This window comes from Candidatus Laterigemmans baculatus, from assembly GCF_010367455.1.
GTDB classification, from domain to species: Bacteria; Planctomycetota; Planctomycetia; order Pirellulales; family Pirellulaceae; genus Laterigemmans; species Laterigemmans baculatus.
Genome location: NZ_WRPR01000042.1, coordinates 74,002 through 94,086 on the forward strand (window position 1 = coordinate 74,002; position 20,085 = coordinate 94,086).

The 20,085-nt window shown below is 62.8% G+C and carries 13 protein-coding genes; 9 read left to right on the forward strand and 4 right to left on the reverse strand.

Annotated elements, in window-relative coordinates; translation table 11 throughout:
• The first annotated feature begins 77 nt into the window (after positions 1-77).
• The 4 genes from GNK13_RS09000 (at position 78) to GNK13_RS09015 (ending at position 4,820) form a co-directional block, all read left to right on the forward strand.
• On the forward strand, positions 78-488 hold the full coding sequence (locus GNK13_RS09000) for an Hpt domain-containing protein (protein ID WP_164102181.1): 411 nt from the start codon (positions 78-80) through the stop codon (positions 486-488).
• Between the two features lie 89 nt (positions 489-577).
• Positions 578-2,116 (forward strand): YifB family Mg chelatase-like AAA ATPase, encoded by a 1,539-nt coding sequence (locus tag GNK13_RS09005; protein ID WP_164102182.1) that lies wholly within the window; start codon positions 578-580, stop codon positions 2,114-2,116.
• Positions 2,117-3,096: 980 nt separating this feature from the next.
• Positions 3,097-4,428 (forward strand): hypothetical protein, encoded by a 1,332-nt coding sequence (locus GNK13_RS09010; RefSeq protein ID WP_164102183.1) that lies wholly within the window; start codon positions 3,097-3,099, stop codon positions 4,426-4,428.
• 161 nt (positions 4,429-4,589) lie between these two features.
• Complete coding sequence (locus GNK13_RS09015) at positions 4,590-4,820, forward strand: hypothetical protein (protein ID WP_164102127.1); 231 nt, start codon at positions 4,590-4,592, stop codon at positions 4,818-4,820.
• A 195-nt stretch (positions 4,821-5,015) separates the two neighbouring features.
• Here the strand turns inward: GNK13_RS09015 and GNK13_RS21705 are convergent, their stop codons facing one another.
• Together GNK13_RS21705 and GNK13_RS09025 are read right to left on the reverse strand one after the other, a co-directional pair.
• On the reverse strand, positions 5,016-7,292 hold the full coding sequence (locus GNK13_RS21705) for an exo-beta-N-acetylmuramidase NamZ domain-containing protein (RefSeq protein ID WP_164102184.1): 2,277 nt from the start codon (positions 7,290-7,292) through the stop codon (positions 5,016-5,018).
• Between the two features lie 508 nt (positions 7,293-7,800).
• Positions 7,801-9,342, reverse strand: coding sequence for a sodium:solute symporter family transporter (locus tag GNK13_RS09025; RefSeq protein ID WP_164102185.1), 1,542 nt, complete (start codon positions 9,340-9,342; stop codon positions 7,801-7,803).
• 196 nt (positions 9,343-9,538) lie between these two features.
• On the opposite strand from GNK13_RS09025, the gene murQ reads away from it, so the two are divergent.
• The 3 genes from murQ to GNK13_RS09040 all read left to right on the forward strand — a co-directional run bounded on the left by murQ (position 9,539) and on the right by GNK13_RS09040 (position 12,788).
• A complete protein-coding gene (murQ, locus tag GNK13_RS09030; protein WP_164102186.1) occupies positions 9,539-10,426 on the forward strand; it encodes an N-acetylmuramic acid 6-phosphate etherase in 888 nt (295 codons plus the stop codon).
• 181 nt (positions 10,427-10,607) lie between these two features.
• Positions 10,608-11,591, forward strand: coding sequence for an N-acetylglucosamine kinase (locus GNK13_RS09035; protein ID WP_164102187.1), 984 nt, complete (start codon positions 10,608-10,610; stop codon positions 11,589-11,591).
• A 99-nt stretch (positions 11,592-11,690) separates the two neighbouring features.
• A complete protein-coding gene (locus GNK13_RS09040) occupies positions 11,691-12,788 on the forward strand; it encodes a calcium/sodium antiporter (RefSeq protein ID WP_235934986.1) in 1,098 nt (365 codons plus the stop codon).
• A gap of 196 nt (positions 12,789-12,984) precedes the next feature.
• Here GNK13_RS09040 and GNK13_RS09045 read toward each other — a convergent pair whose 3' ends face one another.
• The gene (locus GNK13_RS09045; protein ID WP_164102188.1) at positions 12,985-14,379 is read right to left on the reverse strand and encodes an MFS transporter; all 1,395 of its coding nucleotides are present in this window, start codon (positions 14,377-14,379) and stop codon (positions 12,985-12,987) included.
• Positions 14,380-14,815: 436 nt separating this feature from the next.
• Between GNK13_RS09045 and GNK13_RS09050 the strand changes: the two genes are divergently transcribed.
• Entirely contained in the window at positions 14,816-15,904 is a 1,089-nt protein-coding gene (locus GNK13_RS09050) for a DUF1207 domain-containing protein (RefSeq protein ID WP_164102189.1), read from the forward strand.
• Here the strand turns inward: GNK13_RS09050 and GNK13_RS09055 are convergent.
• Complete coding sequence (locus GNK13_RS09055) at positions 15,901-16,332, reverse strand: TM2 domain-containing protein (protein WP_164102190.1); 432 nt, start codon at positions 16,330-16,332, stop codon at positions 15,901-15,903. The two genes, GNK13_RS09050 and GNK13_RS09055, sit on opposite strands and share 4 nt — an antisense overlap.
• Before the next feature lie 372 nt (positions 16,333-16,704).
• Here GNK13_RS09055 and GNK13_RS09060 point away from each other — a divergent pair, with 372 nt between their 5' ends.
• Positions 16,705-19,995, forward strand: a complete 3,291-nt coding sequence (locus GNK13_RS09060; protein ID WP_164102191.1) for an error-prone DNA polymerase — start codon at positions 16,705-16,707, stop codon at positions 19,993-19,995.
• Positions 19,996-20,085: the final 90 nt, after the last annotated feature.

A 20,085-nucleotide genomic window follows, 5' to 3' on the forward strand; every position in this document is an offset into this window, starting at 1 on the left:
GTCCCGCTGATTGGTGAGGCCGCCGATTGGTGAGGCCGCTGGGTTCACCCGACCCGCTCGCAGCAGGGACTCACGTGATGAGTACTTTTATGACCGACGGATCTTACATGTCACCGACGCCCTACCCGCCGAATTCGGCCGTCGCGAACTTCTCTGGCGCCCTGGAGCGTCTTGACGGTGACGTGGAACTGCTTCGCGAGATGGCGCAGTACTTTTTGGCCGATGCTCCCCCTCTGATCGCCCAGCTCAATGCCCAGTGGGATCGCGGCGGGGACTGGGAGGAAATGTCGTTCACGGCCCACAAGTTGAAAGGTCTCGTCGTGACCTTTGACGATTCCCGCGCCGGCCAGCTCCTGCAAGATCTCGTCGACGCCACCCGGGCTGGCGACGAAGCGACGATCCGCGAACTTCGCCCAGAGACGAACGCGGCGATGACCGAGCTGCTGCGAAGCGTTCACCGGTTGGTGGATACCCGCGGCCGCGGCTAACGCTCCCTCTTGCGGGCGATCTATAGTCCCCTGGCTGTTCAGTGGTTCAGACGCTTTGCTGGACCACGTTCCACGCAGGGGTCTTGGTTATGCTCGCTCGCCTGAGAACATACACGCTGCTGGGGATCGACGCGCTGCCGGTGGAGGTCGAAGTCGATCTTTCGCCCGCGGCTCTTCCCAAGACGATCCTGGTCGGACTTCCCGAAGCGGCGGTTCGCGAGAGCACCCATCGGGTCGAGCGGGCGATCGTCAACAGCGGCTTCGTCCGTCCGCAGGACCGCGTGGTGATCAACCTCGCTCCGGGCGATCTTCCCAAGCAGGCTCCGTCGTTCGATCTGCCGGTGGCCCTGGGGGTGCTCGCCGGCAGCGGTCAATTCGCTTCCGATCGGCTCGAGCATTATGCGGTCGTCGGTGAGCTCGCGCTCGAGGGTTACACGCGGCCGGTCAAAGGTGCTCTCTCGATGGCGATGGCCGCGGCGGCTCAGGAGGGGCTGCGGGGGATCGTCGTCCCGGCAGCGAGTGCTCAGGAGGCGGCGGTCGTCGAAGGGCTCGATGTGATTCCCGTCGAGACGCTCGCCCAGGCGGTCGGGTTCTTCTCCGGATCGCTGCACATCGACCCCGCTCCGAGCCGACTCGAAGAATGGTTTGCGGAGCTGAGCACTTATGAGCTCGACTTCGGAGACGTCCGCGGGCAAGAGATGGCCAAGCGCGCCCTGACCCTCGCCGCCGCCGGGATGCACAACCTGCTGATGATCGGTCCGCCGGGGAGCGGGAAGACGATGTTGGCCAAACGGCTGCCGACGATCCTGCCGGAGCTGACGGCGGCCGAGTCGCTCGAGACGACGCGGATCTACAGCGCGCTCGGGCAGCTCACCCCCGGCCAACCGCTGCTGGCGACGCGTCCTTTTCGCAGCCCCCACCATACGATCAGCGACGCGGGGCTGGTCGGTGGCGGCAGCCCGCCCGGGCCTGGCGAAATCTCCAAAGCCCACCACGGGATCCTGTTTCTCGACGAACTTCCCGAGTTCAATCGCAAGACGCTCGAAGTCATGCGACAGCCGCTCGAGGATGGCGTGGTCACGATCTCCCGCGCCCTTCGGAGCACGACCTTTCCCGCCGATTTCATGCTGATCGCCGCCGCCAATCCCTGCCCCTGCGGGTATCGGGGAGACGCCCGCAGGACCTGCAACTGCACGCTGCCGCAGATCGAAAAGTACGTCAATAAGATTTCGGGGCCGCTGCTCGATCGGATCGACATCCATATCGAAGTTCCGGCGGTGCCGTTCGAGGAGCTGGCGGGAACGGGAACCGGAACCGACAGTCAAAAGATGCGCGACGACGTGCTGCGGGCTCGCGTCGCCCAGTCGAAACGGTTTGCCGAGCAGCTGACCAGCTACAACGCGCAGATGTCATCGCGCGAAGTCCGTCGCTACTGCCCGCTCGACGACGCGTCAAAAAACCAGCTTCGCGACAGCGTCGAGGAGCGGGGGCTTTCGGCCCGGGCGCACGACAAAATCCTCCGCGTCGCCCGCACGATCGCCGACATCGACGGCGCCGACGAAATCTCCCTCGTCCACCTCAACGAAGCGATCAACTACCGCAGCCTCGACGCCAACATCTGGACGTAGAAGTTTCCATCACCCTCCCGCCTGCGGGAAAGTCGGGCTCTCAGGCCCGGGGAGGGCTGATGAAAATGTTTGGGAAGCTAGATGATTCTGCGCGGCACTTTACCCTCAGCCCGAAGGGCTCAAACAGAACAGCCCAGGGCACAGCGTCGCGGCGAAGCCGCAGAGCGCCGCCCTGGGTATCGGAGCGCACCAGTGCGTGAAGCCCTGAAGGGGCGACACAGGCTCGGACGCGTTGCGTGGAGGTGTGTTTCGCCCTTTCAGGGCTGTTGTGGGTGTGCGGGACACGCGTGACCCAGGGCGTCGCTCTGCGGCGTTGCCGCGGCGCTGTGCCCTGGGCTGGATTGTTTGGGCCCCTGCGGGGCGGGAAGACTTGAGCAGAATGCCTCGCTGTCGCCAGCCGTAGCAGTTTCTAACCCTGTACCCTCTCCACTTCGCCCAGAACTGGGCATTTTCATCAGCCCAGGCCCGGGGAGGGTTCTGCGGAGATCTCATTCGTGTCGAAATGATATCCCAAGCACTACCCACCTCCGAAGTGCATTCCAACTGACGCTACGGCAGTCTCATCCTATGCGAGGTGTCTACGACGATCGCAGAAAATGGCCTGTCGTTGGTGCTCCACAGTGTTCGAGCCAGAAAGGCTCCGAGATACGCCGGGCCAAACCGGCTGGGTGTGGGTGTAGGCTCATTTTCCACATCTCCCTCTACCGGGTTGCCCGATGCAGGCTGTGCCGGGACAATCAGAGGGTGAGGGGTCGGTGACCCGATTGCGTGTCATAGCTCCAAATCCCCCGTCTCTCTCTATGTTTCCAGCTCTGTAGCTCCTGCTGCGGTAACCGGAGGGGATGTGTGGGGTGCGTCCTCCCAGGCGACTGCCGCAACGGCTTCTTGCTTTCTTCCCTGTTCCATGTGGTGACGTTTCCTCTTTGTCATTCACATGGTCTTGTTGTTTACTTCGCTGAAATCGCGACGGCGTGCTAGTTATGAAATACGATCAGATACGAGAGGTATTGCATAAGACTATGAAGGCGAGTTCCAGCAGTTTTTGCAATGAGATGAGCCGGCTAAGCTTCGATTTCTACTGGTCAGTAGACGCAGTCGTTAGGCCTGTAGATGACATACTAAATGCATTGGACGACCTTGGGCGATCGTCACAGGAGCAAGCCGGACACGCATACAAGACACTGACCGAGTTGATGAGCAAGGGAGCGGATGAATTTGTCGTAAGTGCGGCACACCACGAGGCCTATTCCGCGACCCAACGTATCGCAACTTACTATGGCGCAGTAGACGCACTGCCGCGGACGCTGCTGGTTGCGCTCGTCAGTCAAATGGAATGCCTGCAGGGCACGCTGATAGGTTGGATGCTTAAGGTAAAGCCTGATCTCGTGAGGGAAGACCGCAGGGGAGAGATCACTTTCGAGCAATTGTTGAGTTACGCTTCCATCGAGGAGGCGAAGAACGACCAGATTGAGCGCTTCGTTCGCAAGCGCACCTCAGGGGGTCCTGAAGCTGATATTCGTTGGTTCACTCGCCACCTAAACGTGGCGATTGAGGAGATGCCATGTTTTAAGGTATATTTGGAGGTAAACGACCGCAGGAATAGGTTTGTCCACCACAACGGTCTGGTGTCGCCTGCGCATTTGGAGCAGCGAAAAGCACGCGGAATGTCTACGCATGGCATGAAAACCGGCGAAATCATTCCTTGCGACAGCAGTTACCTCAGGGAAGCGCAGCGGGCCATAGTGCAACTTGGGGTCGTACTAACGCAATTGGTCTGGCGCAAATTTCTGCCCGGCGAGGGAGCGGATAGTGGCCAGGCGACATTCACGCTCGCGACGCTACAGAAGGATCTAATTTATAACCGCGAATACGATCTAGGCGCCTTTATTGGCGAGTTCTACCGAACAAAAATTGCAGAGAGTGACGAAAGTGGCAGTGATTATTCCATTTTCGTCAATGAATGCAGTGCCCTAAGGCAACTTGGGAAAATGGAGGAATCTCGGCGAGTGTTCGATGCGTTTGTGCAAGGCGAGGGCAAAAGTTTGGCGGGACGCTCGCACACGGCCGCATTCATCGAGGCTTATTTGAACGACAAAAAAGATCAGGCGATGAACCATATGGTCACGTTGATCGAAACTAGGCCTAACGAGAAAGTGAGTCTCAGCATCTTCCCTGCTGTCGCGGTGGAAGTGTTCGGCGACGTAGACTTTCAGAAACGCTACAAGCAAGTGACCGGCAATAATCTCGTCAGCGATGTCGAAAGTCTGATTGGAACGTCCGGTGGCATAGATAAGGGGCTGCGAAATGAATAGCGCGGGGCGACTGAATGGAGTCAATTGTTAGAAAGTAGTTCAGCGTAAGTCCACCGCCTCCGAGCCAAGTAGGGTACACAAGTGAGCTCTGCTTCCCTCGTGCCTCGTCGGTCTTGAACTCGAAAACAGCGTCATGCACATCTTCTGCTTCCGGTGCGGGGGTGGCGACGTTACTGGTGATCGGCCGCGGGCGTTTTGCTTTTTCGACTTCGTTTTCCATTCCGTTGCTGGCGAGCCTCGCCGACACTCTTGCCGGCGGCCAGCATCGTATCGGCGTCCCGCAGCTTCTTGACGATCCGCTCGGGCGTGTGCCGTCTTGGTTTCTTGCTCAAGTGAAAATCCTCCAGCCGGAACTGGCTTCAGACTTTCATAACCGCTGGATCAGGATTTGAGGAGCATTCCAACTCCACCTTTCGCTGGCACAGTAGCCTCGCGATTGCTTTTTAGTAGCTTGATTAGCTGTTCAAGGCTGCAGGCGAGGCGGAGCTTGATGCAGCAAATCCAAACGCGGCGCTCTGCGGCTTCGCCGCGTTGCTTTGCCCTGGGCTGGTCTGTTTCCGCCCTTCGGGCTGCGGGTGAGGCGCGGCTTAGTAGAGCAAGTGCTTGTCTCGACGCTGTTTGAATTCTTTCATGCCTTGGGCGGCGACTTCTCGGACTTGCTCGAGCGATTGGAGTTCGTCGATCGCTTGGTAGGTTTTCGACGAGTTCAAAAGCCTTGCATACGGCTTCATGTCCCAGTCTTCAGGGTAATCCCGGTGCAGGGCGAGCGCGATGGCGAATCCGACTTGCAACGGTTCGATCTGCTCCCGGTCGGTGATCAGGATTTGAATCCCCTCACACACCTCTCCCTCATACTTGCTGCTCTCCGGCGTGAACCGTTCCGGAATGAAGGTGACGCCCGGCAGGTCGAGCGCATTTAAGTCGCTGGCCAGTTTTCCCGCATCGATCCAGGGGGCGCCGATGTGCTCGAACGGGGTATCGGTGCCCCGACCGACCGAGAGATTGGTGTATTCGAGCAGGCCGATGCCGGGATAGAGAATCGCCTGATTCAAGTTCCGCATATTGGGCGAGGGATTGATCCAGTAGAGCCCCGTCGCATCGAAATATTCGTCGCGCTGCCAGCCCTCACACTCGATGACTTGCAGGTCCAGCTCGGGATACTTTTCGCTCTTGAGCATCTTGGCCAGTTCGCCGGTGGTCATCCCATGCCGCACCGGCAGGGTGTGGTAACCGACGAAAGTCTGCTCGCCTTCGTCGAGGACCGGGCCGGCGATGTCGACGCCGTTGATCGGGTTGGGGCGATCGAGGACGACGAACCGAATCCCCTTTTCCGCGGCGACTTCCATGGCACCGCCCATCGTGGAGATATAGGTGTAAAAGCGGGTTCCGATATCTTGAATATCGAAGACCAGGGTATCGATTCCCTCGAGCGACTCGTCAGTGGGTTTCCGCGAGGCTCCGTAAAGGCTGAAGACTTTCACTCCAGTGACCGGATCGATCGTGTCGCCGATATCGGATTGGTCGAGCTTGCCGGCAAAGCCGTGTTCGGGGCTAAAGAGTGCGACCAGGTTGACCGCAGGGGCTTTGGCCAGGAACTCGCCAGTGGTCTTGCCGCTGCGGGTCACGCCGGTGTGGTTGGTGATCAGACCGATCTTGCGCCCGCGGAGCAGCTCGGCGCCATCACGCTCGAGCACATCGACGCCGCACAGCACCGGCTCGGTGTCGGGCTTGCCAGTCTTGTTCTCGGGCTTCACGGGCTTCACGGCTTGGGCGTCTTCGTCGCCAGCAGCCAGCACGGCGTCAGCGGCGATCGTGCCAATCGCTCCGGCCAGCGGATTGACGCTTCCCTTGCCGTTGGGATGCACGCGATTGCTGAGGAAAATCACGAACAGCTCGAGCTCGGGATCGATCCACATTGCGGTGCCGGTAAAACCGCCGTGGCCAAACGCCGAGGGACTCATCGTGGCCCCGCGATTGGACGAGTAGCCCGAACGTTTGTCCCATCCCAGGCCGCGCTGGCCCTGGGGCACGCTGTAGCCGGCGGTCATCGTCCGCACGGTAGCTGGACTGAGGATCGAGACTCCGCCGTACGCTCCCTGGTTGATCATCATCTGCGCGTAAACCGCCAGGTCAGTCGCGGTGCTGAACAGGCCGGCGTGACCAGCGATACCGTCCATGGCGTAAGCCCGCGGGTCGTGGACTTCGCCCCGCATCCATCGCCCCTCACGCTGCTCGGTCGTCGCCGCCCGCTCCTGCAATTTTTCCGGCGGGAGGTAGCCGGTTTCTTGCATTCCTAACGGTTGAAAGATTGCCTCTTGGGAAAACTCATGCACGGTTTTCCCCGTCACGCGATGGACGAGTTCACCCAGAATCTGAAAGCCGACATCGGAATAACGAAAACGCTTTCCAGGTTCATAATTCAAACCAATATTCAAGAGGTTCTCGACCGCCTTGTCTCGACCTTCCTTGTATTCCGAGAGTGAGTTATCCGGGATCATGCCACCGACATGTAGAAGCAGTTGTTCGATGGTGATGTCTTGTTTCTCATTGGCAGCAAACTCGGGAAGGTGTTTGCTGACCTTATCATGCAAGCAGATCTCTCCCCGGTCGCGAAGGATCATCACGCTCGTTGCCGTGGCGACCGGTTTGGTGATCGATGCCATGTCGAACACCGTATCCGGCTTCATCGGCAGCCGTTCCGGTTGGAGCTGGCGGTGTCCATAGGCTCGGTGAAAGACGATCTCTCCGGCGTGGCCGATCATGACCACCGCTCCCGGCATCTTTTCCTCTTCGAGGGCTTGTTCGACGAGTCCGTCGATCGCTTCAAGCGAAGTGGTATCGATACCCTTGGCGTCGGTAGCCACCGGTAGCTTGGTCGGTTTCGAGCTCGCCGCTGCTTGCGGGGACGCTGGTTCCGCAGCGGAGCTCTCGGCTGCTAGGAAAAGAGAGAGGGAACTGAGAAGAAAAATACGGAAGTAGCTATTCATTATTCTAATGCTTGCGCAGAGATGGTGGATGCAGACGGACCCTGATGTTAGTCGGTCGAGACGCGGATTCGAAGTCTAGGGTGGATTCCAGGCTCTGTCAGAAAACCCTGAGCCGACGGCGCTAGCCGCGGGTGCTGCAGCGGAAATCCCGGGGCTGCGAGGCCCGAGGCTAGCGCCTACGGCTCAAGAGACGGCCCGAGCTAGGCTCTGTCAGAAATCCCTGAGCCGACGGCGCTAGCCGCGGGCGCTGCAGCGGAAATCCCGGGGCTGCGAGGCCCGAGGCTAGCGCCTACGGCTCAAGAGACGGCCCGAGGCTAGCGCCTACGGCTCAAAAGACGGCCCGAGGCTAGCGCCTGCGGCTCAAAAGACGGCCCGAGGCTAGCGCCTACGGCTCGGGCGAGGGGGCTGGGGCTGGAAAGGCGAGGTCGACCGCCCAGGCGACGACGAAGGTCGTACCGCTGGCGATCACCGCGGCCCACCAGCCATGGACTGCCCAGGCGGCTTCGGGAGGGGGCATGATGCAAAGGACGGTGACAAAAAAGCCGGAGAGCATCGCGATCAGGATCGAGCGCTCGGCGAATCGCCGCCGGGCATGCCCGAGAATGAAGACGCCGAGCACCAATCCCGAGGTCAGGGCGGCGACCGTGATCACTTGGTTGACGACCGATTTGGAGGCCAGGCTGGGGCTGTTGACGACGATCACCCCCACCAGGATTTGGCAGCCGCCGAAGATCGCGGTCCAGAGGCGGCTGGCTCGGGTGAGCCGCCGGTCGAGCCAGGTATTGCCTTCGACCGAGTCGCGGTCGACCAGGTGGGAGGAAGGTCGCTGTCGCTCGTAGCGCGGTTTGAGGAAATCGTTGACGACTGCCGAAGCACTGCTGCTGAGGGAGCTGGAGAGGGTCGACATGGCGACGCTGAACACGGCGGCGAGCGTCAATCCGCACAGCCCCATCGGCATTACATCGACGATGAAGCGAGCAAACACTTCGTCTTTCTCGAGCGTCACCTCGGTCCCCAGGTGCTGATAATGGGCGGCAAGGGCAACGCCCACGAACAGGAACAGTGCGAACTGGAGGAACACCAGCGGCCCGCTGCCGCCGAGCGCGAGTGCCGCGCCGCGGCGATTGCGAGCACACAACAACCGCTGGACCATCATCTGGTCGGTTCCGTGGCTGGCCAACGAGATGAAGCTGCCGCCGATGACGCCTGCCCAGAGATTCGCCGAAGCGAGCGAAAAGCTCCCCCGGATCCACTGGAATTTTTCACTCGCTCGGCCACTGTCGACGATTTCTTGAAGGCCCCCGGGGAGCCCGCTGGCGATTACCCAGATCGCGGCCACGGCGCCGGCGAGATAGACGATCAGCTGAATGCAGTCATTCCAGACGACGCTCTTGATGCCCCCGAGCGTGGCGTAGACGATCGTTGCGGCGCCGATGGCCGCGATGCAGATCGAAGTGTCAATTCCCGTGACTTTTTCTAATACCAGCCCGGTGAGGTACAAACGCAAACCATCCGCGACGGTTCGCGTGATCAGGAAGATCAGCGAAGCCGTCCGCTGGGTCAGGCCGCCGAACCGCTGGTGCAGCACGTCGTAGGCGGTAAAGATTTCGCCCTTGAAGTAACTCGGCAGCAGCCAGCCGATCACGATGAAGCGACCGAGGATGAAGCCGAGGGCGAGCTGTAGAAAACCGAAGTTCCCATCCTCGGCGAAGGTGATTCCGGGAACGCTAAGAAAGGTGACGGCGCTCGTCTCGGTGGCGATGATCGATCCGAGGACAGCGAGCCAGGGGAGGCTCCGTCCGCCCACTAAAAATCCGCTGAGAGTATTTGAGCTCCGGCCGATCCAGACTCCCATCGCCAACGTCGCCGCGACATACAGTAGTACGATTGCGGCATCGACGCTTGAGATATTGAGATTCAAAGACATGCAGTCTCTGGTGGTTGCATGGAGAGACGTTATATTTTAATGCAAGCAGGCCCATCAGTAGTTCATCGAGCCATTCACTCAGCTCCCGGCGATCCTAAGTTCCCGGTGAGTGGGGGCTGCGATGGTCCCGCCGAGCGGGGGTTTTTGATTCTCTTGGAGAAGGGGCCCGTTGGGCGACATCAGCGAACGCGGAATTATGTTACACCATCTTACTACCGAAAGCGTCAATCCGGCCTCCGCAGAGATCGATAGTCTGTCGGCGCTGGAAATCGTGCGGCTGATCAATGCCGAGGACGCGGGCGTGGCAGCGGCGGTCGGCCAGGAGGCTGAGCCGATTGCCGCGGCGATCGAGCTGATCACCGAGGCGCTGCGGCAGGGGGGGCGGTTGGTCTACATTGGGGCAGGTACCAGTGGACGGCTGGGAGTGCTCGACGCGAGCGAATGCCCACCGACGTTCAATTCCGAGCCTTGGCAAGTGGTGGGAGTGATCGCCGGCGGACCGACCGCGCTGACTTCGGCGATCGAAGGGGCTGAGGATTCGCCGGAGCAGGGCGTCGAGGATCTGCGGAAGCTGCAGTTCTCCTCCCGCGACGTGCTGGTTGGGATCGCCACCAGCGGCCGCACCCCCTACGTAATCGGGGCGTTGCGTTACGCGCAGCAGATCGGTGCTCCGGCGATTGGGCTGACCTGCAACGCGGCTTCGGAGCTGGCGTCGGTCTCGGACGTGGTGATCGCACCGGTCGTCGGCCCGGAGGTGATCAACGGCTCGACGCGGATGAAAGCCGGGACGGCGACCAAGATGGTGCTCAACATGTTGACCACCGGAGCGATGGTCCGGCTCGGGAAAACCTATGGCAACTATATGGTCGATCTACGCTCGACCAACACCAAGCTGGTCGCCCGGGCCAAGCGGATCGTCGCCCGGCTGACCGAGCTCGAGGAAGCGGAAGCCGAACGGTTGCTGGGCGACTGCGACGGCGAAGTGAAGACGGCGATCGTCATGCACCGCCGCCAGGTCGATGCGGAGCAGGCCCGGGCGCTGCTCGCCGAGGCCGGAGGCCACCTCCGCCGCGTCATCGGCTAAGCGGATAGCGAAACCCACAGTGCCCAGCGGTGAGTGGCACCGTCGTTTAACGGCAAGCCGCAGGCGACTGCTTAGTCGAAACTCAGTCGCCTGCGGCTTGCCGTTAAACGATTTTCTGCGAGCGGTTTCGGAAACCGAGGGTCAGCATCCGGCGACTAACCCATTGCTAGGAATAACTGCTTTGCAACCGACCGACGTGCAACCGGCCGACGCTGAGAATCGTCCTCTGGTGATCGGGGTCGATGGTGGGGGGACGAAGACCGAGGCGGTGCTTGCTGGCGTGGAAGCCGATGGGGGGCTCCGCGTGCTGCACCGCTGCACCACCGGACCGAGCAATCTGCAGCTGGCTTCGTTCGACGCGATTGCCAACGAGGTTCGGGGTGCGGTCGAGGGGCTGTTCGCCGATCATCCGGAATGGCGGCGACGGGTCCAGGCGATTTGTTTCTGTATGGCGGGGGCCGGAAATGAGACGCTCCGCCAGAGGTTCGAGGGTTGGGCTCACGCCGAACGGCTGGCGCCGCAGATTCAGGTCACCCACGACGCCCGGTGCCTGATTGCCGCCGGGACGCGGCGGGGGGTGGGCGTGGCGCTGATCGCCGGGACCGGCTCGCTGGCGTATGCGCGCAATGCGGCCGGGCATCAATCGCGATGTGGGGGCTGGGGCAGTTTGTTCGGCGACGAGGGGAGCTCCTACTGGTTGGCGTTGGCGGCTTTTCGCGCGGCGAGCCAAGCGCTCGACGGTCGGGGGACACCCACCCAGCTCGTCGCCGCCCTCTCGGAGTGGCTCGAGTGCGGGCGTCCCGAGCAGTGGCTCGTCAAGCTCCGGACGCTCGAGTCGCACGCGATCGCTTCGGCGGCACGGATCGTGAGCCGGTTGGCCGAGTCGGGGGACACGGTCGCTCGCCGGCTGCTCGAGCAGTGCGCCGAGCAGCTGTCGTTGATGCTGGTGACGCTCGCTCACCGCTGTTTCCCCAACGAACCGATCGACTTGGCGTTGGCCGGGGGGTTGATCCTTCACAACGAGACGCTTCGCGAGGCTGTGCTGCGCCGGACCGGCGACGCGGGAATCCGAATCGAGCACTGCCAGCAGGTCGCCCATCCGGTCGACGGCGCGGTGCGGTTGGCCGCCGAGTCGCTCCGCGATTTGCACCCCACCTTGGACTGACGCTGGCAGCCGCTACGATCGAGCCCGCAGTGCGAGCCGTTGGCGATCGGGCCCGGGGGACGGCTCGAGCCGCATTTCGCCCGCAACTGAATTCCTGGGGTGACGCACGCGATGATGTTCTTAATGATGCTCGGCGGCTTGGCATTTCTGGTCGTCGGGGCCGAATTCTTGGTCCGCGGAGCTTCCCAGTTAGCCGCCGCGTTGGGAGTTCCCTCGCTGATCATCGGGCTGACAGTCGTCGCCTTTGGCACCAGCGCCCCGGAGCTGGCCGTCAGCATCCAATCGGCGCTTGCCGGCGAGGCCGACATCGCCTTGGGCAACGTCGTCGGCAGCAACATCTGCAACGTCCTCTTCATCCTCGGGCTCTCGGCGCTGGTCACGCCTTTGATCGTTTCCAAGCAGCTGATCCGGATCGACGTTCCGTTCATGATCGGGGTCTCCTGTCTGCTCTACCTCTTGATGTGGGACGGGGAGCTGAGTCGGCTCGACGGAGTGGTGCTGACGATCGGCTTGATCCTCTACACCGGATTGCAGGTCGTGCTCGGCCGCCAAGGCGACGGCGAGCTGGAAGGGATTTTGGACGACGAGCCCGAGAAAGGAGGGCAGGCCGCGTTGTTTTTCCGGCGAATCGTCTACCTCGTCGGCGGCTTTGCGATGCTGGTCTTCGGCGCCCGGTGGTTGGTCGACGGAGCGGTCTCGCTGGCGCGGTACCTGGAGTTCAGCGAGGCAGTCATCGGGCTGACGATCGTGGCGGCTGGGACGTCGATGCCCGAGGCGGTCACCTCGGTGGTGGCGAGTCTTCGCGGAGAGCGGGACATCGCCGTCGGCAACATCGTCGGCAGCAATCTCTTCAATATTCTGTCGGTGCTCGGGATCGCCTCACTCGTCTCTCCCGCCTCGATCGCCATTCCCCCTGCGATGCTCTCTTTCGACATGCCCGTGATGCTGGCCGTGGCGTTCGTGTGCATGCCGATCTTCTTCACCGGCGGAGTGATCACCCGCTGGGAAGGTGGGATTTTGTTCGCCTATTACTTCGCCTACACGATCTATTTGGTGCTGGACGCCCAGGAACACGAGCAGCTCTCGACCTATGGCACGGCGATGCTGTACTTCGTGATCCCCATCACCTGCCTGACGCTGGTCGTGCTGTTCCTCCGCGCCCACCGCCAAGGGCCCCCCAGCACCGAACAGGGTTAGCCGAAAGGCATCCTCCCGCTTGTGGGAGGGTCGCGAGGAACGAGCGGGGAGGGCATCCGCGACTCAGTTCACGGAGAAGCTGTCTTCGTAGGATGCCATTGGCCCTCCCCGGGCCTGAGAGCCCGACCCTCCCGGGGGGAGGGTGCAATCTGAAGTCGGACCGGTTCCTGCCGTTTTCTTGCGGCACCTGTCGGCGTCAGTGGCCGGTGTCGCTGTCGCCCAGCGGCAGCATTCGGCCGGCGGCGATCGAAGCGAGCAGCACGAGCGAGGCTGTCGCCAGGGCGGTCGACAGGCCGCAGGCTCGGGCGACCCCGCCCCAGAGGAGCGCTCCGCCGCTCATCGCCGCGGCAAAGGCGGTTAAGTAGCTGCCCATTCCCCGGGCCCGCAACTTCCGCGGAAGCGTCATCTGCGCGGTCGAGTTGAGCGTCGTCAGGGTCATCATCCAGCCGCCGCCGGCGAGCAGCATCAGTAGCGCCGTCCCCGTGCGGCTGGGGCTCAAGGCGGTCAGGGCCAGAGCCGCGGCCGTCGCCAAGTGAGAGACGACGAGCGTGCGGTCCGCTCCCCAGCGACCACGGACCAGCGGAAGGACGATCGCCGCAAGCACTGCTCCCAAACCGATTCCGCCGACCAGCACGCCATAGCCCAAGGCGTTCCACTGCAGCATGTCGTGGGCGACCAGCGGAAGCAGCGACCACAGGGCGCCGGCCGGCAGGACGTACAATCCGACGCGGACCAGCACGTGTCGCATCGTCCGATCCCCGGAGGCAAACCGCAGCCCGTCGCCGAGCGACCCCAGGAAGGAACGCCCCTCGGCCGATTCGGTCTCGCTCCGCTTCCAGCACATCAAAACGCCGATCACGCCCGCGAACGAGCCGGCGTTGATCGCAAACGCCGACCACGAGCCGAGCCAGGCGACCATCAGCCCGCCGAGCGCCGGCCCGGCCGAGCGGGCCAGGTTGAAGCTGATCGAACCGAGCGCGATGGCCGAGGCGAGCGAATGGCGGGGAACCAGCTCCGGGATCGACGCTTGCCACGTCGGCCCGTGGAGCACCATCCCCAGCCCCGTGGCGGCGGTCAGCATCAGCAGCACCCACGGCGTGACCCAGCCCTGGAAGGCGAGCGTCGCGAGCAGCACCGCGGTGAGCAGCATCCACCACTGCGTGCCGATCAGCAGCCGGCGGCGGTCGATCCGGTCGGCCAGCACCCCGGCCGGCAGGGCCAGCAGCAACATCGGCAGCGCCATCGCCGCACGGACCGAGGAAACCATCACCGGGGATGGATCGAGCTGGGTCATCAACCACGAGGCGCCGACCTCATGGATCCACGTCCCCAGATTCGACATCAGCGAAGCCATCCAAAACGCCCGATACATCGGGATCCGCAGCGGATGCCAGGCCGCTGCCAGGGCCGACGGAGGCGGCGAGACCGGTTCCGCCTCCAATCCTCCGGCGGTCCCGTCGGGCACGAGCCGATCGCCCGTCGGCACCGCGACGTGGCCGAGCGAGCGGCGCGACTCCGGAAGATAAGTCTCCGCGCGCGGCGGACGCAAATCCGATGGGTGCAGCTCGCTGGGGGCCAGACGATCGGTCATGAAGCAAGGAACGCGGGGCAAGGAATCGGAAGCGGGGACCGTTCACGGTAGCGACGTGCCGCGAGGGACGGAAGAGTCGCCTTTCGCTCCGCGAAAGATGCAGGTTGGCGCCCATAGTTGCCTTTCGCTCCGCGAAAGATGCAGGTCGGCGCTACTTTCGCGGAGCGAAAGGCGACTATGGCAATCCGCGAAAGATGCAGGTTGGCGCTACTTTCGCGGAGCGAAAGGCGACTATGGCAAATCGTGTTGACCGTGAACGGTGTGGCTGGAGCAACACGCCCTCTCGGCTGCCGCGGCCGCGGACTTGAGTAAATCGCTCTCACGACCGAGCCAGCTTTTCTGATAGCCTGCGCGGTCGGAGCGAATCCCGTTCCCGCCGCAGCGTCTCTGAGTCTCTCCCGCTCCCCGTGGTAACCGCTGGAATCCGCTGACCGCCATGGATGGCTTCGCGACGACCGAGCCGACGAGGTCTCCCGCCCCTCTGGGGTCCTGCGCCCGCCTGGAGTCGTGCATCCCTCTGCTCCGAGCGGTCTCCAAGGTCTTGTGCTGGGGGCTGATCGCCACCGCTTGGGCTGCGCCGTTCGGAGGGGCGCTGGGAAGCGGAGCGGCGGCGTGGGCTCAGCCGCCGGGGCTGGCGATGCCGCCCTTTCCCGAATACGTCCCGCCTGCGACGCCACCGCAATTTCCGTTGCAGTTGCCGATGGCATCGGCGTTCGCCCATGGCCACGAGCCGCTGATTTTCACGCCGCACGCGGCCCACTCGGGGCTGCAGTTCTTGCCTCCCGAGACGCTCTACTCGGCCTACTTAGCCGGGCCGACGGAATCTCGTTTGGGGACGCAGTACTTTTCCGAGGCCGACGACGGGGCGCTGTGGGATTCGACCCTCGGCGGGCGAGCCGGCCTGTTTCGCTGGGGAGGCTTTCCGGGGGCGATCGGTTGGGAGCGGGCGGTCTGGCAGCTCGATGCCGAAGGGGCCGCGATCCTGCGGCTCGATCCGGAAGAGAACATCGACTTGACCAGCGTCGACTACCGCGCCGGAGTGCCGCTGACGATGGCCTGGGGAGCCCACCGGTTCAAGTTCGGCTACTACCACTTGAGCGCCCACATCGGCGACGAATTCCTGCTCAAGAACCCGACGTTCGAGCGGCTGAACTATGTCCGCGACGCCCTCGTCTTTGGCTACTCCCGCTATCTGACCGAGCGGCTGCGGGTGTACGGCGAAGCGAGCTGGGCGTTCTATCGCGAGATCAGCGATCCGTGGCACTTGCAGTTCGGCGTCGAGTCGGCTCCGACGCGGCCCACCGGCATCCTCGGCGTACCCTTCTTTGCCATCAACGGCTTGCTCCGCGAGGAGGTCGATTTCGGCGGGACTGTCACGATGCACGCCGGATGGGCGTGGCGCGAAGCCCGCGTCGGCCGAATGCTGCGGACCGGACTGTTCGTGCAGGCGGGGAAAAGCCACCAAGCCGAGTTCTACGACGAATCGGAACGGCAAATCGGCGTCGGCTTGTGGTACGACTTCTAGGGTGCCGTGTTGGCTTCTTCGATCTGCTCGTTCAGAGTCAGCATGTCGTAGATGTAGCCCAGCCCGAACAACCCGCCGGTCAGCAGCCAGACGACGCCGCTGATGATTTTGCCCAAGTAGAAGCGGTGGATCCCAAAAATCCCCAAGAAGACCTGCAGCAACCAAGCCACCGAGTAGTCATAACGTCCCGGGGCATAGCGACGGGAGGCGACGTCGGCCATCGAGGGAATCAGGAACAGGTCGACGATCCAGCCGATCAGCAGCAGCCCGCCAGTGAAAAACCACAGGATCCCGGTCAGCGGTCGGCCAAAATAAAAGCGGTGGGCTCCGGTGAATCCGAGGATCCAGAAGATGTAACCGATGAGCGCCGGATGAGTCGGTTCGGCTTGCCGGGAAGGATCCGTCACGCCCGCGGGGCGAGCCGCCATCGAGGGGTGGGCCTGAGGGGGAGCCGGTTTCTCGGGTGCCCCCGGTTTTTGAGGGGGTAGGGCGGAATCGGGCGAGGACACGGCAGTTTCCTGAGCAAGAGTGAGGCGGGTCGGTGCGTGGATTCTAAAGCACATCGTCCATAGTCGCCTTTCGCTCCGCGAAAGTAGCGCAGACTCTCTCGCAACTTTCGCGGAGCGAAAGGCGACTATGGACCTCCGCAACTTTCGCGGAGCGAAAGGCGACTATGGACCTCCGCAACTTTCGCGGAGCGAAAGGCGACTATAGCTTCCCGTTGCTCGACACTCGGCTTCTTCTGTATGTTCGTTTGTCTAGGTAAACATGCGACTACGGGTCCAGCCACGGGGCTTTTGATGCGCTACGTCGAGCTGCACTGCAAAACGAACTTCACCTTTCTCCAGGGCGCCAGCCATCCCGACGAACTGGTCGAGCGGGCGGCCCAGCTTGGCTATGCGGGGCTGGCGATCACCGATCAGGCTTCGCTGGCTGGCGTCGTGCGGGCGTGGGGACCGGCGAAAGAGCACGCGCTGAAGCTGATCATTGGCACCGAGCTGGCCCCGCTCGACGGTCCCCCGCTGGTCCTCTGGGCGACCGATCGGGGCAGCTACGGTCGGCTCTGTCGGCTCATTTCTCGGGGGCGGCTGCGGTGTGAAAAAGGTGCGGCCGAAATCCGCTGGGACGACATCGCCGAACTCGGAGCAGGGCTGCTCGCCGGAGTCTGCAGCGGTGCAGGCGGAACCGGCGGAGCGGGGGGAAGCGGCGGAGCCACGGGGAGCCAGGCCGCAGTGGAGCTGACGGCGACTCAGCTGGGGAAGTTCCGCGACACGTTTGGCGACCGCGGCTATCTGCTCTGCGAGCTACTCCGGGGCGTGGACGATGCGGGGCAACTCCAGCGGATGCGGGAGTTGTCGCTGCGGACGGCCGTGCCGTTGGTCGCGGCGGGCGATGTGCATTACCACCGTAGCGAGCGGATGCTGATGCACGACTGCGTCACGGCGATTCGCAACGGCACGACCATCGACCGCGTGCATCGGGAGCGGTTTGCCAACAGCCAGCGGCATCTGCGGACGTTGCCGCAGATCGCCCACATCTATCGCGAGGCGACGGACCTGATCGCCCGCACTGTAGAGATTGCCGACCGCTGCACGTTTCGCTTGGACGAGCTGCGGTATGAGTATCCCGAAGAATTGGTGCCGGAGGGAAAAACGCCGATCGAGCATCTCAAGCGGCTCGCTTGGGAGGGAGCCCGCCAGCGGTGGCCGGAAGAGGTGCCTGAGAAAATCATCGAGGCGCTGCGGCATGAATTCGAGTTGATCGAGGCGCTGCGGTATGAGGCTTATTTTCTAACCGTATGGGACATGGTCCGGTTTGCTCGGTCACGCAATATCTTATGCCAAGGCCGCGGTTCGGCAGCGAACTCCGTCGTCTGTTATTGCTTGGGGGTGACCAGTGTGGATCCCAGCAGTACGGATTTATTGTTCGAGCGATTTATCAGCCGCGAGCGCGACGAGGCTCCCGACATCGATGTCGACTTTGAGCACGAGCGTCGCGAGGAGGTGTTGCAATATCTGTATGAGAAATATGGGCGTTCCCGAGCCGGGATGACCGCCACGGTGACCACGTATCGGGCCAAGAGCGCCGTCCGCGAAGCGGGCAAGGCCTTGGGGGCGTCGCCCGATGCTATCGATCGTTTAGCGAAAATCTCGGAGAGCTACAGCCGACAGATCGATCTGCGAGAACGCTGCGTGGAAGCAGGCATCGATCCCGAATCGGAACTGAGCCGCCGATGGCTGTACTTGATTGAAAACTTGGTCGGTTTCCCGCGGCATTTATCACAGCACGTTGGCGGGATGGTCATGACGGCTGGCCCGCTGTGTGAGCTGTGTCCGATTGAGAACGCGGCGATGGAAGGCCGCACCGTGATCCAGTGGGATAAGGACGATCTGGAAGAGCTGGGGATTTTGAAGGTCGATTGCCTGTCGCTGGGGATGCTGTCGGCGATCCACCGAACATTTGATTTGGTAGAAAAACACCACCACCGCAGCCTTTCCTTGGCGACCATCCCTCAGGATGACAAGCCAACGTATGAGATGATTTGCCGCGCCGACACGATGGGGGTTTTCCAAATTGAGAGTCGGGCGCAGATGAGTATGTTGCCGCGGCTCCAGCCTCGCTGCTACTACGATCTGGTCATCGAGATCGCCATCGTGCGGCCCGGTCCGATCCAAGGTCAGATGGTGCACCCGTTTCTTCGCGCCCGTGAAAATCCTGCCGCGGTCGAATATCCCAGTCCCGAAATTCGCCAGGTCTTGGAAAAAACGCTGGGGGTGCCGATCTTTCAAGAGCAAGCGATGCGGTTGGCCGTGGTCGCGGCCGGGTTTACTCCCGGAGAGGCAGACCAGTTGCGGCGCGCCATGGCTGCTTGGAGACGGCCCGGCGTGATCGATCGCTTTCGGATTAAGCTGCTCGAGGGGATGCGGGCGGGCGGCTTAAGCGAAGCATTTGCCGAGCAGGTCTTTCATCAGATCCGCGGGTTTGGCGAGTACGGTTTTCCGGAGTCGCATGCCGCCAGCTTTGCTTTGTTGGTATACGCGTCGGCGTATCTCAAGCGGCATTATCCGGCCGCCTTTTGCGCGGCGCTGCTGAACAGTCAGCCGATGGGTTTTTATGCGCCGGCTCAATTGATCGGCGACGCGCGGCGGCAGGGGGTCGAGGTTCGTCCGCCCGACGTGAACGCCAGCGATTGGGATTGCACGCTCGAGGAGAGCGGACGGGCAAGTCCCGCGATCCGCTTGGGGCTGCGGATGATTCGCGGGCTGGCCCAAGGCGATGCCGAGCGGATCCTGGAGGCGCGCGGGCAAGCTGGTTGCGCTGCCGAGGAAAGTGTCGAGGGGAGCGCCCAACGCAGCGGGAAGAGAGGGGCCGGCCGCTTTGAGAGTCTGGCGGAGCTGGCTCGCCGGACCCGGCTCGGCCAAGCCACGCTCGCTCGCTTGGCCGATGCCGACGCGCTCGGTTCGCTGGCCGCCGATCGCCGCGCGGCGCTTTGGGAGACGCTGGCCCAGGAGCGGCGACCGCGCGAGATGCCGCTGCTCGAGGGACTCGATGCGGGGGAGGGACTTGAGGGAGCTGAGGGGCTGGAGGGGCTCGATGCGGGGGAGGGGGGCGACTGGGGAGCCGCGGTGCCAGCCACGGGGGAAGGCCCGTGGCAGGGGTTACCGGCGATGTCGCCGCTGGAGGAGGTGTATGCGGACTATCACACGACGGGGCTGAGTCTTCGCGGGCACCCGCTGCAATTTTGCCGCGAGCAATTACGGGAGATGCGGTGTGTGAGCGCCGCGGAGTTGCCTGCGAAGCGGCACGGTCGGCGGGTCCGCGTTGCGGGTTTGGTGTTGCTCCGGCAGCGTCCCGGGACGGCCAAAGGAATCACTTTCGTGACGCTCGAAGACGAAACGGGGACGGTCAATCTGGTGCTCTACCCCGCGGTCTGGCAGCGTTTCTCGTCGGTCACGCGGGCGAGCAATGCTTGGTTGGTCGAGGGCCAACTGGAGAACCGGCGAGGCGTGATCCACGTGGTCGCCGGTCGCGTCGAGGATCTCTCCTCCCGCGTCGAGGGGCTGGTGATCCGGTCCCGCGACTTCCACTGACCAGTCACGCTCCCCGCTCGTTCCTCGCGACCCTCCCGGGGAGAGGGTGATGGGAAAAGCGGTTTTCTAAGACAGCTTAGCCCTCTCGCC